Here is a 16,644-nt window from a genome sequence, read left to right as displayed (position 1 = left end):
CGAAGTATTTAGGCATAAACCGGGAAGCGAGCGCAGATATCCAGCACTTTCTTCTTGGTACGTTCAATAGTGGCTTCGTCGTTCAGATTGTCCAGCACATCACAGATCCAGCCAGCCAGTTCACGCACTTCGGCTTCTTTGAAACCACGGCGAGTCACCGCTGGAGTACCCAGACGGATGCCAGAAGTCACAAACGGGCTCTTCGGATCGTTTGGCACGCTGTTCTTGTTAACGGTGATGTTGGCACGGCCCAACGCGGCATCGGCTTCTTTACCGGTCAGGTTCTTATCTACCAGATCCAGCAGGAACAGGTGGTTGTAGGTGCCGCCGGAAACCACTTTGTAACCGCGCTCCAGGAACACTTTCACCATCGCTTTGGCGTTATCGGCCACTTGCTGCTGGTAAACCTTGAACTCAGGCTCCATCGCTTCTTTCAACGCTACCGCTTTACCCGCGATCACGTGCATCAGCGGGCCGCCTTGGCCACCAGGGAAGACGGCAGAGTTCAGCTTCTTATACAGCTCTTCATCACCACCTTTGGCCAGGATCAGGCCGCCACGCGGACCCGCCAGCGTTTTGTGGGTGGTGGTGGTCACGACGTGGGCATGAGGAACCGGGTTCGGGTAAACGCCAGCGGCAATCAGGCCAGCCACGTGTGCCATATCCACGAACAGGTAAGCGCCGATGCTGTCAGCGATTTCACGCATTTTGGCCCAATCAACCACACCGGAGAAGGCCGAGAAACCGCCGATGATCATTTTTGGTTTGTGGGTCTGCGCCTGTTTGGCCAGATCGTTATAGTCAATCTGCCCAGTTTCGTCGATGCCGTAAGGCACCACGTTATACAGCTTACCGGACAGGTTCACCGGTGAACCGTGCGTCAGGTGGCCGCCATGTGCCAGGTTCATCCCCAGGATGGTGTCGCCTGGCTGCAGCAGTGCGGTATAAACGGCAAAGTTAGCCTGGGAACCTGAGTGTGGTTGCACGTTGGCATAGTCGGCACCGAACAGCTCTTTGGCGCGATCGATCGCCAGTTGCTCAACGATATCAACGTATTCGCAACCGCCGTAGTAACGCTTGCCCGGATAGCCTTCTGCGTATTTGTTGGTCAGTTGGGAACCCTGAGCCTGCATCACGCGCGGGCTGGTATAGTTCTCAGACGCAATCAGCTCAATGTGCTCTTCCTGACGCACGACTTCCTGCTCCATTGCATGCCACAGTTCGGCATCATAATCAGCAATGTTCATTTCACGCTTTAACATCCGGCATCTCCTGACTGAAATCAGCTAGCTTTCCCCTATGGATTTCATGCTGCAGCTAGGCGACAAGCTATCTCATCCCCAGGAGCTTACTTTTCGTAAGTGACTGGGGTGTGATAGTGCAGGTAACAACGCTGCAGCTTGAAAGACGACGGGGATAATTTTACCCATATGGGTTCTGGGCCACAGTGTAAACCGTTTCGACCTATCGAAGATAGGTCTTGACAGAGGTTTTTACGCAAACGATTGGCATCAGGTGGCGTAAGGCTTTGAACCCTTAAAGGTCGCATTTTGGCAACGGAGTTTTACTCATCAACAAAATGCGCTTTTTTCATGTTCTGTGAAGACGATCGACGGTTAACAACCCCGCAACAATAACAGGGATATTTACAAGCACGGGGTAATTTTATAAGATGCATTTAAAATACATCTACAAAATGACCATAAAAACATCCCCAAGGAGCCTCACCATGCTGGATAGTCAAACCATCGCCACCGTTAAATCTACCATCCCCCTGTTAGCCGAAACCGGCCCCAAACTGACCGCCCACTTCTACGATCGCATGTTTGCTCATAACCCTGAATTGAAAGATATTTTCAATATGAGCAACCAGCGTAACGGCGATCAGCGCCAGGCGTTGTTCGATGCTATCTGCGCTTACGCCAGCAATCTGGAAAACCTGGCCGCCCTGCTGCCTGCGGTAGAACGCATTGCCCAGAAGCACGCCAGCTTCAATATCCAGCCCGATCAGTATCAGATTGTCGGCCACCACCTGTTAGCCACGTTGGACGAAATGCTCAGCCCTGGCCAGGAAGTGCTTGATGCCTGGGGAAAAGCTTACGGGGTGCTGGCCAACGTGTTTATTCAGCGTGAAGGCCAGATCTATCAGGAAACGGAAAAGAGTGACGGTGGCTGGCGTGATTTGCGTGCCTTCCGCATCGTGAAAAAACAGCCGCAGAGTGAGGTGATATCCAGCTTTGTACTGGCTCCAGTAGACGGTGGCCGCGTGGTCGATTACCAACCAGGCCAGTATCTGGCGGTCTATATTAACGATGGCAGCCTGCAACATCAGGAGATCCGCCAGTATTCACTCACCACCGCGTCGAACGGGGAATATTACCGTATCGCGGTCAAACGTGAGGAACAGGGCGCCGTTTCCAACTTCCTGCATCAGCAGGCCAAAGAAGGCGATATTATTCATCTCGCGGCACCACACGGCGATTTCTTCCTGCAGGTGGAACCTACTACACCGGTGGCATTAATCTCGGCAGGCGTTGGCCAAACGCCAATGCTGGGGATGCTTAACACCCTGCACGACAATCAGCATCCGGCCAACATCCACTGGCTGCATGCAGCAGAAAATGGCTCAGTGCATGCTTTTGCTGACGAAGTGGCGGATATCGCCGGGCGCATGCCTAATCTGAGCCGCCATGTCTGGTACCGTGAACCTAATGCCGATGATGTGCAGGGCCGCGATTATCACAGCCAGGGCCTGATGGATCTGAGCGCATTGCGTAGCGAGTTGAGCGATCCGCAGATGCATTACTACTTCTGTGGTCCGGTGCCGTTTATGCAGCACGTGGGCAAGCAGTTGCTGGCGATGGGCGTGGAGGCCGAACGTATCCACTACGAATGCTTCGGCCCGCATAAGGTGCTGTAAGGCTTCAGGTAACGGGCGCAGCAATGCTGCGCCTCTACACCCTGTTATTTAGTCCGCTTCCACGCATCCCGTACCTGTTCCGCCGTCACCGGCGCAGCCTGGTTCCCCCAGCTTCCGCGCAGATAGCTCATCAGATCGGCAGTCTTCTGATCGTTGAGCACCCAGCCATAACCCGGCATAACGATCGCCGTGGCATGTTGGGTGACCGGCGTGTGAGCGCCTTCCAGCACCACGCGCAAGGCGGTCAGCGGATTTTCCGCCGTCACCGACAGATTACCCGCCAGAGCAGGTATTACGTTGTCGCTCCCCTCCCCCTTATTGCCATGGCAAGTTGAGCAGTACATCGCATAGGTCTGCCCGCCAGAAGCCATGCTCGTGCTTGATGCCGCCATGGTTGCTACAGGTTTCGGTGCTTCTATCTCCAGGCTGTGTACATACTGCGCGATAGCCTTTAAATCGTCATCACTGAGATATTGTGTGCTGTGCGCCACCACGTCACTCATCGGCCCGGCCACAGCCGCATGTCGGCTACGGCCGCTTTTCAGCAGCGCAACCACATCATCCGGCTTCAACCCACGCAGGCTCGGTGCATACCAACCATCCAGCTCTGCGCCGCTCAGGAACTCTGGGGATTGGTTATCCAGCCCTTGTTCCTGCATCGCCCAGCCGCGCGGAGTATGGCAACTGCCACAGTGGCCCAACCCCTGCACCAGATAGGCGCCGCGATTCCATTGGGCGCTTTGCTTACTGTCTGGCTGATAGGTTTGGTCTTCATGGAATAGCATATTCCATACCGCTAACGGCCAACGCATGGACATTGGCCAGCTGATATCGCTTTCCCGGTTGGCAGTGTCTTGCGCCGGGACTTCGTGCATCAGGTAGTCATAGAGAGCGCGCATGTCCTGCTCGCTCATTTTAGCGTAAGAGGTATAAGGCATGGCGGGGTACAGGCGATGCCCATCTTTGGCCACGCCCTGCCGCATGGCACGGTCGAACTCTTCAAAGCTATAGCTGCCAATACCTTGCTGTTTATCCGGTGTGATATTGGTGGCATAGATATCCCCCACCGGCGTTGGGAACTTCATCCCACCCGCCAGTTCCTTACCACCCGGAGCCGTATGGCAAGCCGTACAGTCCCCTGCCTTGGCCACGTATTCACCGGCGGACATGGCGTGAGCCGAGCCACCAGCCAGTAACAGCATCAGATACAACGGACGTAATGTCATACCCCCTCCTTGGCAGCCACTTTGCCGTAAGCCAGTTCATTCACTGCTCGCCAAGCCTGATCGATCGCCGAGTTGGCATAGGGGCTCCAGTCGGAATCGGAATTGGCAATGACGATCTTGCCGATCGGCTGCCGCGCGGTTTCGATGATCTTTTTAGCCTCATCTTCATCATCGAACATGCCGTTGAGGAAATAGGAGTAACCATGCGACCAGCGGTTGACGGTGATCGCCTGAATATCCCGCTGATGATCAAATCCGGCATCACCTAACATGCCCTGCAACTGTTCACGGATCATCTGCTCGTGTACCTCAAACGGGGTTCCTAGCAACAGCGCTCGTCCTTTGCGCGACTGTTCACGCGGGCTAAGGCCACTGCCGGGCAAGGTCGGCACATACACCATATGCAGCCCGATAGGCTGGTTTGGATCGCGCGGGTGCTGATATCCCCCCATGCTGACCGGATAGTCCAGTTTAACCCTGCTGTAAGGCGCGGTAGGAGAATAGACTTCGTGCACCCCTAGTTTGATAAACGGCTGCCAGTTGCGGATCACCACCTTACTGTACACCAACGGCGATTTGACGTTCTGCTTCAGCGCTTCTTGCTGCTCGTGAGGCATTTCCGGGATCAGATAAGGGATCATCATATTGTAACCGGCCATCACCACCTGCCCGGAACGCACTTTGACCATCTTCTCGCCGTTGATATAGGCCACCTCGGCCTTATCACCCACGTTGGCCACGTGCAGCCCGGTGCTGTTCAAGCGTAGTTTTACCGGCGACTCGGAACGATCCAGCTGGCTGTAATCGAACTGCGCCAGGATGATATCGTTCATATCTTTGCCACCCGGTGCCACCGCCGGGATCAAATGGCGCACCATCAGGCGAGCCAGCGTGGCATTGCCATCCGGGAAGTGGAATACATAGGGATCGTCAAGATCGGCCTGCGATTCCTCATCCAGCGGCGGCAGGTTCATGCCGTTGAGGCCCGGTAGATCACAGATTCGGGCATCGCTGCATGAGGTAGCATCAATGCCGACGGCCTGAAAATCGTTGGTGGTTTGCTGGAAATAGCGGATCGCCATTTCGCTCAGCCCCACTTTCTCACGTAGGAACTGGCTATAGCTGTGCTTGTCCAACCAGGCCACCTTCTCTTCCTGGCTCAGCCCCGGCAGGTAGTCTTTTTCGACGGTGTGCAGCGCAATCAAGGCCTGGCGATCGGCCTGCGGCAACGGGAAGTCGTTGATAAAATCTTCATAAGAGCGACCATTGAGGCGATCGCGCGGAATATCATCCGCCACCACTCGGCCCGGATCGCCACTCACCACCTTATCAACGCCAAAGTTCTGGCGATCGAAGTAGACGCCACGGCTGAGATTCAGGTCCGGATAGAAGGTGGTATCGAAGGCCTTTTCCATACCGTCCAGGCTAACCCCCAGATTTTTCAGCAACCCCATGGCGACCGGGCTGAAGTTGGAACGCGGCGACTGTAGCGATTCGCTGCCCCCGTAGCCAAGGAGAGTACCGTTCTCGCTGCTGAATTCGTTACGCTTGGCGTGGCCGCCAAAGTCATCATGGTTATCAATCAGCAAAATACGTTGCTGTTTGCCCTTCATCTGCTGCCAGAAACAGGCCGCCGCCAGTCCGCTGATACCAGCGCCGACGACCACCAGATCGAATTCCTCCTCGATCGGCAGGCGGCCAAAATCAAAGGTTTTGCCATCACGCCCCAGTTGGTGGGCATGTTCAAATGAGCCTGGATGATTGCCACGCAGGCCAGTTAACGCGGGTGGGTAATACAGGGTTTGATGGGCGGCTTGCGGCGATGCGCGCAGGATCTGCATCGGCGTTAGCCCGGCGGCGATGGTGATCGCCACCCCATTAAGAAAATCGCGACGGGTGATAGCCATAAAAGCGTCCTTTTATTCTTTATTATTATCAGGCCAGCCGAAGCCAGCCTGAGAGCCGCGTTATTGTGCGTATAAATCCTGTCAGATCAAGCAGATTAGTGTTTGAACATCACGTGGCGAATGGTGGTGTAATCCTCCAGCCCGTACATCGACATGTCTTTGCCATAGCCAGACAGCTTCTGCCCGCCGTGCGGCATTTCGCTCACCAGCATAAAGTGGGTGTTGACCCAGGTGCAGCCATACTGCAAACGCGCGCTCAGGCGATGGGCACGCCCTACGTCCCGCGTCCACAAGGAGGAAGCCAAGCCGTAATTGGAGGCGTTGGCCCAGGCCAGCACCTGCGCTTCGTCGTCGAATTCCGTCACCGTCACTACCGGGCCAAACACTTCGCGCTGGACGATTTCATCTTCCTGGCGTGCGCCTGCCAACAGCGTTGGTTGGAAATAGAAGCCAGGGCCAGCGACTTTTTCGCCCCCGGTGACCACCTGGATATGAGGCAGTGCTTTGGCTCGCTCAACAAAGCCAATCACTCGCTCCAGATGCTGGGAAGTGATCAACGGCCCTAATTCGGTACTGCTGTCTTCCGGAGGCCCGATCTTCAAGCTGGCCACCGCTTCACCCAGCGCTTTCACCAGTTGTGGGTAAATGCCTTTTTGCGCATAGATCCGGCAGGCGGCTGTGCAATCCTGCCCGGCATTGTAAAAACCGAAGGTGCGGATACCGTCAACAACCTGCTGGATATCGGCATCATCGAAGACGATTACCGGCGCTTTGCCTCCCAGTTCCATATGGGTGCGTTTAATCCCAGGTGCGGTGTGGGCAATGATATGCTCGCCGGTAGCAATAGAACCGGTAAGAGACACCATGCGCACCTTGTCATGGCCGGTCAGCACATCGCCCACGCCGGCACCACGGCCAAACAACACGTTGAGTACGCCCGGCGGAAACACGCCAGCGGCCAGTTCGGCCAGCTTGAAGGTGGTTAGCGGCGTCTGTTCAGAAGGTTTGATCACCACGCAGTTCCCCGCCGCCAACGCGGGTGCCAACTTCCAGGCGGCCATCATCAGCGGGTAGTTCCAGGGAGCAATCGAAGCCACCACACCCAGCGGATCGCGGCGGATCATCGAAGTGTGCCCCGCCAGATATTCACCGGCCGCCATGCCACTCAGGCAACGGCTGGCACCGGCAAAGAAGCGGAAGACATCGGCCACCGCAGGCAATTCGTCATTCAACGCGCAGTGATAAGGCTTGCCGCAGTTGAGGGATTCCAGTTTGGCGAAGGTTTCCGCATGCTGGTCAATCACGTCCGCCAGCGCCAGTAAGTGCTCAGCACGTTCTTTCGGGGTGGTTTGCCCCCACTGTTCAAACGCCACATCGGCGGCCAGCACGGCCTCTTCAACCTGCTGTGCGCTGGCCTCGGCCACCTGCACAATCACTTCTCCCGTCGCCGGGTTGTAGACCGGCAACTTTTCGCCCTGGCCGGTAACCAGTTGACCATTAATCAGCAGTTGGCTTTGCATAGGGTTATCCTTTGAAAATGTTGGCGTAATTCGGTGCCTGCCTTTATGGCAAACACCTGGTTATTCATTCTTAGAAATACAGTTCCCATCCCCAATGGATTTCAAGTCATAGCTAGGCGGCAAGAGCGTAAATCCCCAGGAGCTTATACAAAATAAGTGACTGGGGTTTACGCTCGCAGCCAACAACGCTATGGCTTGAAAGACAAAGGGGATGTTATTTACCGCTACCAGCGACGCTTTCTCCGCCTTTGGTCAGGTAGTACGCGCCCAGGATCGGGAACATCGTCAATACCATCACCGACAGCGCGACCACGTTGGTGATCGGCACATCACGTGGGCGGCCCAGTTGATTCAGCAGCCACAGCGGCAGCGTACGTTCGTGCCCGGCGGTAAAGGTGGTCACGATGATTTCGTCAAATGACAGGGCAAACGCCAGCATCCCCCCCGCCAACAGTGCCGAGCCCAGATTCGGCAAGATCACGTAACGGAAGGTCTGCCAGCCATCAGCCCCCAAATCCATCGAGGCTTCGATCAGGCTGTGTGAGGTACGGCGGAAGCGGGCAATCACGTTGTTGAACACGATCACCACGCAGAAGGTGGCATGGCCGATGACGATCGTCATGATCCCCGGTTCGATATTCAGCGCCTTAAACGCCGCCAGCAGCGCCAGACCGGTGACAATCCCCGGCAAGGCAATAGGTAACAGCAGTAGCAACGAAATGCTGTCCTTGCCGAAGAAGTCCCGGCGATACAGCGCCGCTGCTGCCAACGTGCCAAGCACCAGCGCAATCGCCGTGGCCAGGCAGGCGATCTGCACCGAAAGCAGTACCGCATCAATAATGTCCTGCCGCCCCGCCGCCACGCTGAACCAATGCAGGGTAAAACCCCGTGGTGGGAAGCTGAACGCCGCGTCTTCGGTGTTGAAGGCGTACATGGCGATAATCACTATCGGGAAGTGCAGGAAGATCAGGCCACCCCAAGCGGCCAGTTTCAGCCCTAACGGCGCGCGTTCAGAGTGCATCGAAGGCCCCCAGGCGTTTCACAATCGAGAGATAAATGGCGATCAGGACGATCGGCACCAGCGTAAAGGCGGCCGCCATCGGCATATTGCCGATCGCCCCCTGTTGGGCATACACCATGCTGCCGATAAAGTAGCCCGGCGGCCCCACCAGCTGCGGCACGATAAAGTCGCCCAGCGTCAGCGAAAAAGTAAAGATGGAACCGGCTGCGATACCCGGTACCGCCAGCGGCAGGATCACATAGCGGAACGTCTGCGATGGGCGAGCCCCCAGATCCGCAGAAGCATGCAGTAACGAAGGTGGCAAGCGCTCTAACGCCGCCTGGATCGGTAAGATCATGAACGGCAGCCAAATATAGACAAACACCAGGAAGCGCCCAAGACCGGAAGTGGATAGCGTATTGCCCCCTACGCCGGGAATGCTCAGAATGCTCGCCAATACCGGCTCCAGCCCCATATGTTGCAGGAACCACTGGGCCACGCCGTCTTTCGCCAGCAGCAGTGTCCAGGCATAGGCTTTAACGATGTAGCTGGCCCACATCGGCATCATCACGGCGATATAAAAGAACGCCTTCACCTTGCCGCTGGTATAGCGGGCCATGTAATAGGCGATCGGGAATGCCAATACCGCACTGGCCAGCGAAACCACCACTGCCATGGTCAGCGTACGCACGATGATGTCGTAGTTGGCCGGGTTGAACAGCGCGCTCAGGTTGGCAAAGGTCAGATCCGGCGTCACCGTCATGGTGAAATCGTCGAAGGTGTAAAAACCCTGCCACAGCAAGGTCAGCAACGAGCCCAGATACACCGCCCCAAACCACAGCAGCGGTGGTACCAGCAATAACAGCAGATACAGCGTTGGCTTGCGGTACAGGTAGGTTGAAATCGCGCGAATTTTACCGCCGGGCGCTGCCGGCTGCTCGATGCTCATGTCCATCTCACCTCTCCTCCAGCAGTGGCACCATTGCCTCTCTGGCCCAACAGGCGGTGACCGGCTGGCCGATCAGGCGCTGCTGTGCCACGGCCTGCCACTGCGGATTAGCCTGGCTGACCAGCAGTTTCTCACCGCTGCTCAGGGCGATTTCATAGCGTGTCGCCGCCCCTTGGTAATGGATATCCTGCAAGGTGCCCTGAACCTGAACTTCCCCTTGCGTTGCGCCGCTTTGATCCAGCAGGCGGATATGCTCCGGGCGGATCGAGAAGGTGGCCGATTGCCCCAGCAACCGTTCCGCCAGTTCGCTGCGTACCACGTTGGACGTGCCGACAAACTCGGCAACAAACGGCGTTCTTGGCCGCATATACAGTTCGCGTGGCGCATCTACCTGCTCAATACGGCCATTGTTAAATACCGCCACCCGATCGGACATCGACAGGGCTTCGCTTTGATCGTGCGTGACGAAGATAAAGGTGATGCCCAGTTGGCGTTGCAGCTTCTTCAACTCCCCCTGCATCTGCTCGCGCAGTTTCAGATCCAACGCCCCGAGCGGCTCATCCAGCAGCAGTACGCGTGGGCGATTGACTAATGCACGAGCCAGAGCCACGCGCTGACGCTGGCCACCGGAAAGGTGCGCCGGTTTACGCTCGGCAGCAAACCCCAATGCCACGCTTTCCAATGCCTGATTCGCCCTGGCCAGTCGTTCACGCTTGGCCACGCCTTTCACCATCAGGCCGTAAGCCACGTTCTCCAACACGGACATGTGCGGGAACAACGCATAATCTTGGAACACGGTATTCACATCGCGCTGATAAGGCGGCAAATTGCTCGCCTCTTGCCCATGAATACGGATGGAGCCGGAGCTCAGTTGCTCAAAGCCGGCAATCAACCGCAGGCAGGTGGTTTTACCCGAGCCAGAAGGCCCAAGCATGGAGAAAAACTCGCCGTCCTGTATTTCAACAGAAACCCGATCTACGGCGCGAACATCGCCGAAAATGCGCGAGACATCGATAAACTGCACAGCAATGGTCATGATGTACGCTCCAAAATGTTGCCCCTCACCCCAACCCTCTCCCACAGGGAGAGGGAGCCGTCAGGCACTCGTAGGTGAGAACAGTGGTGGTTATCTACCGCCCGTATTGACGATATAGTCCAACAGTTCACCCAACCTCTCTCAAAGGGAGAGGGAGCCGTCTGGCGCTCGCAGGTGAGAGCAATGAGAGTTATCTACCGCCCATAATGGCGATGTAGTCCTGTGTCCAGCGGCTATAAGGGACGAACTTGCCGCCCTCGGCCTGTGGCGTTTTCCAGAAGGCAATCTTGTCGAACTGGTTGAAGCCGTTGGTTTCACACCCTTTGTCACCGAGCAAGGTGCTGGCTTTGCAACCTGCTGGAACCGCTGGTAACGAACCAAACCAGGCCGCAACGTCACCCTGTACCTTCGGCTCCAGCGACCAGTTCATCCACTGGTAGGCGCAGCTTGGATGCTTGGCCTCGGCGTGCAGCATGGTGGTATCTGCCCAGCCGGTAACCCCTTCTTTCGGGAATACGGTAGCGATAGGCTGGCCTTCGCCTTTCAGGGCGTTGGCCTGGTATGGCCAGGCGCTGGAGGCCACCACGCCTTCGTTTTTGAAATCGCTCATCTGTACCGAGGTGTCATGCCAGTAACGGTGGATCAGCGCGTGCTGGCTACGCAGCAGTTTCAGTGCCGCCTGATACTGCTCTTCGTTCAGTTGGTAAGGGTCGGTGATGCCAAGCTGGGGTTGAGTCGCTTTCAGGAACAGAGCCGCATCGGCGATATAGATTGGGCCGTCGTAAGCCTGCACCCGGCCCTGATTGGTCTTGCCATCCGGCAGGTTTTGCTGCTGGAACACCACGGCCCAACTGTCTGGCGGCGTCGGGAAGGTTTTGGTGTTATACATCAGCAGGTTTGGCCCCCACTGATACGGCGTACCGTAGGTTTTGCCCGCCACGTTGTACCAAGGGCCGTTTATCAGGCGTGGGTCGATATTCTTCCAGTTAGGGATCAGCGCGGTATTGATTGGCTGCACGCGTTTGCCGAAGATCAGGCGCAACGACGCATCGCCAGAAGCGGTTACCAGATCGTAACCGCCTTTCGCCATCAGGCTGACCATTTCATCCGAGGTCGCGGCGGTTTTCACATTCACCGCACAGCCGCTCTGTTTCTCAAACTGGGTCACCCAGTCGTAATTCTTGTCGGACTGACCACGTTCGATGTAACCGGGCCAGGCGATGATGTCCAACCGCCCTTCCCCTTTGCCCAACTGCTGTGGCGTATCGGCGGCCTGAGCCATACCGCAAAGGATCGTCATACAGAGCGCGGTGACTGTGGTGATTGCGTGTGTTTTTCCCATCGTAATTACCCCTGTGTTGCAGTAGATATGCGGCAAGGAACGGTTGCCGCCGATTTTTTATCGGCCGTGTGGCTAGAAGGAAGCCTTGAACTTCGCCATCACGTGCCGGACAACGCTGTAATCCTGTAATGAATCACTGGAGAGATCTTTGCCGTAGCCGGAGCGCTTTAAGCCACCGTGGGGCATTTCGCTCGCCAGCGTAAAGTGGGTATTGATCCAGGTGCTGCCATATTGCAAATGCGCCGCGATATGCAGCGCGCGATCGATATTCTGTGTCCAGACCGAGGAGGCCAGACCGTATTCGGAGTCATTGGCCCAGGTCACCGCCTGCTCCAGGGTGTCGAAACGCGTCACGCTGACCACCGGGCCAAACACTTCACGCTGGACGATTTCATCGGTTTGCAGGCAGCCAGCCAATAGCGTGGGCTGGTAGTAAAAGCCGGGGCCAGAGTGCGCCGCCGCGCCAGTGATCAATTCGATATGTGGCTGGCTGAGGGCCCGTTCGACAAAGCTGGCCACCCGGTCACGCTGGCGGCTGCTAATAAGTGGGCCGATTTCATTATCTTCGTCGCGCTTGCGGGCAAAGCGCAGGCTAGAGACTGCCTCACCCAAAGCTTCCACCAGCTTCGGATAGATTCCTGCCTGGGCGTAAATGCGGCAGGCCGCGGTGCAATCCTGCCCGGCATTGTAGTAACCGAAGGTGCGGATACTGCTGACGACCTCATCCAGATCGGCATCGTCACAGACGATCACCGGGGCTTTACCGCCCAGTTCCAGATGGGTACGCTTGACGCTTTTGACCGCCGCCTGCAGGATTTTTTGCCCGGTAACGATATCGCCGGTAACCGAAACCAAACGAACCTGCGGATGACCCACCAGATGACTACCCACCCCTTCGCCACCGCCATAGACAATGTTCAACACGCCTGGCGGCAGGATTTCCTGCAACGCAGGCACCAAAGCCAGGATGGTCAATGGGGTATGTTCGGAGGGCTTGAATACTACGGTGTTGCCTGCGGCCAGCGCCGGAGCAATCTTCCAGGCCGCCATCATCAGCGGATAGTTCCATGGCGCGATGGAGGCCACCACACCGATCGGGTCACGCCGGATCATTGAGGTATGGCCCTCGACATATTCACCGGCCAACTGGCCTTGCTGGGTGCGCACGGCTCCGGCGAAGAAGCGGAATACGTCAATGGCTGCGGGGAGATCGTCGTTCAGTGCCTGATGGAAAGGTTTACCGCAGTTCAGCGCTTCAAGGCGCGCCAGATGTTCTGCCTGCCGTTCAATGGCATCGGCAATACGCAGCAGGATTGTTGCTCGAAAAGCGGGAGTGGTCCGTGACCAGTGGGAAAATGCCCGTTGCGCGGCGGCAACTGCGTGACCCACCTGAGTTGGCGTTGCCTCGGCAATGGAAACCAGAGTTTCACCGTTGGCAGGATTAACAATGGTCTCCTGGTGGCCTTCACCCTCGACCGATTCGCCGTTAATGAATTGCCGACAGGACAAACCTGAAACCAACTGTAACTCTGCCATTGCGCCGCCTCATGTGACAAAAACGTTAACTAAATGTGATGAGTTAGTTTTAATCAGACTAAGCGAGCGCACTGCGGACAACAAATTCTAAATACTGAAGGCAGCCTTCGATTAAATCGAAGGCTTGAGGCCGGTCATGTTCGTTTTGCTGTTCTCCCGCGCAATGGTGAGGAATGGCGTCACCAATTCAGGCCGTGCGCTGCCACGCCGCCACGCCAGGCCGATATCCAGCGGTTCCAGCAAATCCACCAGCTTGCGCGCTTCAATCATATTGCCCTCCAACGACCAGGCGCGATAAGCCATATCCGGCAGGATGGCAATGCCCATGCCTGCCGCCACCAGGCTGCGCACCGCTTCGGTGGAGGCGGTTTTCATGGCGATCTCCGGCTTCAGGCCCGCTCTCCCCCAGATACGCCGGGCATGAACGTCCATTTCATCAACGTTGAGTTGGATCAGCGGCTGTTTGGCCACGTCTGCCAAACCGATGCTTTCGTGCTCCAGCAGCGGGTGCAGCGGCGGCAGCCACAGGCGATACGGGGAGTGCATCAGCACTTCGGTCTGTAAGGCATCGCGGTCTTCAATGTTTGACAGGATCAGCACCCCGATATCAATTTCACCGCTCACCAGCAAATGCTCGATATAGGGCCGTTCGTCCTCAATCACCTGGATGGTCACGTTGGGATAGGCAGACTTGAAGCGCTTGAGCAGCTCAACCAGGAAATACCCCGCCACCAGGCTGGTGACGCCGATGGTCAATTTGCCACTCAGGCTTTCGGTGCCTAGTTGCAGGCTGCGCTTGGCATTATCCACCGTTGCCAGGATCAGGTACGACTGGCGCAGGAACTGGTGCCCCTGGTGGGTCAGGTTCATTCCCTTGGCGTGACGTTCAAACAACCGCACACCAATGTCGGTTTCCAACTGCTGGATCGCCAGCGTAAGCGAAGACTGTGACACAAACACCGCCTGCGCCGCCGCCGAGATCGACCCGGTTTCGGCCACGGCAATAAAATGGCGGATTTGGCGTAACGTCATCATGGTAGCAACCTCAAACAAAACAGTTGGTTTGAGTGTAGATGCTCACCGGTAAGCCATCAGGAAATGTGTGAAAAACGCGATATCGTTCGCTTTTTTAGAACGCAAATAGGGAGGCAGTGCACAAAAACAACAAAGGCGCAGCTAAGCCGCGCCTTTGTTGTGAGCCTGTTGGGCTTGTCAGCCGAATAATTAAATCGCTTCTTCGTCCTGCTCGCCGGTACGGATACGCACCACACGGGCTACGTCGAAGACAAAGATTTTACCGTCGCCGATTTTACCGGTCTGCGCCGTCTGCATGATGGTTTCCACACAGGTGTCCACGATATCGTCAGCCACTACGATCTCGATTTTAACCTTTGGCAGGAAGTCGACCATATACTCGGCACCACGGTACAGTTCGGTATGGCCCTTCTGGCGACCAAAGCCTTTCACTTCGGTCACCGTCATGCCGGTGATGCCTACTTCAGCAAGTGCTTCACGCACGTCGTCCAGTTTGAAGGGCTTGATAATCGCGTCAATTTTTTTCATTTTTATTCCTTAATTACCAATTTTTACGGCCAAAGCCGGAGGTGATCGGGTAGCGGCGATCTTTGCCAAAGTTACGGGCGGTAATGCGCGGCCCGACGGCGGCCTGACGGCGTTTATACTCGTTGATATCCACCAGGCGGATCACCTTGCGCACCACCGCTTCTTCAAAGCCCTCAGCAACCAGATCGGCAACCGATTTATCGCGCTCGACATAACCTTCCAGAATAGCATCCAGAATGTCATACGGTGGCAGGCTGTCCTGATCGAGCTGATCCGGCGCCAGTTCAGCAGACGGTGGACGATCGATCACCCGCTGAGGGATCACGTAGGAGACAGTATTACGGTATTCGGAAAGCTTGAACACCAGGGTTTTCGGCACATCTTTCAATACGTCGAAGCCACCGGCCATATCACCATACAGCGTGCAATACCCGACAGCCACCTCGCTTTTGTTACCCGTGGTTAACACGATGCTACCGCGTTTGTTAGACAACGCCATCAGCACCACGCCACGGCAGCGGGCCTGCAGGTTTTCTTCGGTGGTATCCCGTGCGCTATCAGCAAACATCGGGGCGAGCTGGCCCATAAAGGCGTCGAACATCGGTTCAATCGAGACGATGTCAAATTCGATGCCAAGGATTTCGGCCTCTTCCTTGGCATCGGCGATGCTGATGTCTGCCGTATAGCGGAACGGCATCATCAAAGCCTGAACCTTGTCTTTGCCCAACGCATCCACGGCGATCGCCAGGGTTAGCGCCGAGTCGATCCCGCCAGACAAGCCCAGCACCGCACCTTTGAAACCGTTCTTGGTCACATAGTCGCGTACGGCCAGCACCAGCGCTTCATATACCTGCGCCAGCTGTGGCAACTCCGCCGCCGGAGCCGTCATCGGCACCACTTCCAGGCCTTTGAACTCAAGCAGCGTCACCTGCTCGGCGAAAGCCGCCAGGCGATGAGTCATATTGCCAGCGGCATCAAAGACTTTTGAACAGCCGTCGAAAATCAGTTCGTCCTGCCCGCCGATCTGATTCAGATAGACCAACGGCAGACCGGTACGCTGGCAGTGGCCCGCCATCAGGGTTTTGCGGATATACGGCTTTTCACGGTTATACGGGGAAGCGTTGATCGACAGCAGGATCTCTGCCCCCGCCGCTTTCGCCGCATCGACCGGTTCCGGGAACCACAAATCTTCGCAGATCAGCAATCCCAGACGATAACCTTTCAGCTCCACCACGCAGTTTTTATCGCCCGCATGGAAATAGCGCTTCTCATCGAATACGCCGTAGTTAGGCAGCTGTTGCTTGAAGTAACGGGCCTGCAAGGCCCCCTCAGAGAACAGGGACAGCGCGTTATACAGCTTGCCATCTTCACGCCACGGGTGGCCGACCAGGATCGCCACATCGGCGGAGGCCTGCTGCAAGCGGCTTAGCTGAGTATCACAGCGCTGGTAGAAATCATCACGGTACAGCAGGTCTTCCGGCGGGTAGCCGGACAGCGCCAGTTCGGTGAACATGACCAGATCGGCTCCCGCCTTCTGCTGCTCCTGCACGGTTTGCAACATGCGCTCGCTGTTGCCTTCAATATCGCCCACCAGCAAATTCAGCTGGGCTAACGCAATGGAAAGTGATCTGCTCATATCTCTATG

13 protein-coding genes are annotated in these 16,644 nt (G+C 56.4%); 1 reads left to right on the top strand and 12 read right to left on the bottom strand.

What is annotated here, in order from left to right; all coding sequences use genetic code 11:
* Positions 1-8: 8 nt before the first annotated feature.
* Positions 9-1,262 (bottom strand): serine hydroxymethyltransferase, encoded by a 1,254-nt coding sequence (gene glyA / locus IMQ33_RS18260; protein ID WP_024529358.1) that lies wholly within the window; start codon positions 1,260-1,262, stop codon positions 9-11.
* Between the two features lie 467 nt (positions 1,263-1,729).
* On the opposite strand from glyA, the gene hmpA reads away from it, so the two are divergent.
* Complete coding sequence (hmpA, locus tag IMQ33_RS18255) at positions 1,730-2,920, top strand: NO-inducible flavohemoprotein (protein ID WP_196062071.1); 1,191 nt, start codon at positions 1,730-1,732, stop codon at positions 2,918-2,920.
* Between the two features lie 44 nt (positions 2,921-2,964).
* On the opposite strand, the gene IMQ33_RS18250 is transcribed toward hmpA, so the two are convergent.
* From IMQ33_RS18250 to IMQ33_RS18200, 11 genes are all read right to left on the bottom strand, one after another.
* Positions 2,965-4,146, bottom strand: a complete 1,182-nt coding sequence (locus IMQ33_RS18250) for a cytochrome c (protein ID WP_196062072.1) — start codon at positions 4,144-4,146, stop codon at positions 2,965-2,967.
* Positions 4,143-6,053, bottom strand: coding sequence for an FAD/NAD(P)-binding protein (locus tag IMQ33_RS18245; protein ID WP_196062073.1), 1,911 nt, complete (start codon positions 6,051-6,053; stop codon positions 4,143-4,145). Before IMQ33_RS18245 ends, IMQ33_RS18250 begins: the two co-directional genes overlap by 4 nt.
* A 95-nt stretch (positions 6,054-6,148) precedes the next feature.
* The gene (gene patD, locus IMQ33_RS18240; RefSeq protein ID WP_196062074.1) at positions 6,149-7,573 is read right to left on the bottom strand and encodes an aminobutyraldehyde dehydrogenase; all 1,425 of its coding nucleotides are present in this window, start codon (positions 7,571-7,573) and stop codon (positions 6,149-6,151) included.
* A gap of 214 nt (positions 7,574-7,787) precedes the next feature.
* Positions 7,788-8,594, bottom strand: coding sequence for an ABC transporter permease (locus tag IMQ33_RS18235; RefSeq protein ID WP_021178881.1), 807 nt, complete (start codon positions 8,592-8,594; stop codon positions 7,788-7,790).
* The gene (locus IMQ33_RS18230; protein ID WP_021807702.1) at positions 8,584-9,528 is read right to left on the bottom strand and encodes an ABC transporter permease; all 945 of its coding nucleotides are present in this window, start codon (positions 9,526-9,528) and stop codon (positions 8,584-8,586) included. The genes IMQ33_RS18235 and IMQ33_RS18230 overlap by 11 nt, the downstream gene beginning before the upstream one ends.
* A 1-nt stretch (position 9,529) precedes the next feature.
* Positions 9,530-10,558: an ABC transporter ATP-binding protein gene (locus IMQ33_RS18225; RefSeq protein ID WP_021178883.1), complete on the bottom strand. Its 1,029-nt coding sequence runs from the start codon at positions 10,556-10,558 to the stop codon at positions 9,530-9,532.
* A 190-nt stretch (positions 10,559-10,748) separates the two neighbouring features.
* Positions 10,749-11,900, bottom strand: a complete 1,152-nt coding sequence (ydcS, locus tag IMQ33_RS18220; protein ID WP_196062075.1) for a putative ABC transporter substrate-binding protein YdcS — start codon at positions 11,898-11,900, stop codon at positions 10,749-10,751.
* Positions 11,901-11,972: 72 nt separating this feature from the next.
* Complete coding sequence (locus IMQ33_RS18215) at positions 11,973-13,436, bottom strand: gamma-aminobutyraldehyde dehydrogenase (RefSeq protein WP_065686622.1); 1,464 nt, start codon at positions 13,434-13,436, stop codon at positions 11,973-11,975.
* 111 nt (positions 13,437-13,547) lie between these two features.
* Entirely contained in the window at positions 13,548-14,471 is a 924-nt protein-coding gene (locus IMQ33_RS18210; RefSeq protein WP_021178886.1) for a LysR substrate-binding domain-containing protein, read from the bottom strand.
* A gap of 189 nt (positions 14,472-14,660) precedes the next feature.
* Positions 14,661-14,999, bottom strand: coding sequence for a nitrogen regulatory protein P-II (gene glnB, locus IMQ33_RS18205; RefSeq protein WP_004847623.1), 339 nt, complete (start codon positions 14,997-14,999; stop codon positions 14,661-14,663).
* Positions 15,000-15,012: 13 nt separating this feature from the next.
* Entirely contained in the window at positions 15,013-16,635 is a 1,623-nt protein-coding gene (locus tag IMQ33_RS18200) for an NAD+ synthase (protein ID WP_065686623.1), read from the bottom strand.
* Positions 16,636-16,644 lie beyond the last annotated feature (9 nt).

It is taken from the genome of Serratia sp. Res13-Sevr-LER1-36-b (assembly GCF_015673035.1).
GTDB lineage: Bacteria > Pseudomonadota > Gammaproteobacteria > Enterobacterales > Enterobacteriaceae > Chania > Chania fonticola_C.
This window is presented reverse-complemented; position numbering and strand designations above follow the sequence as displayed.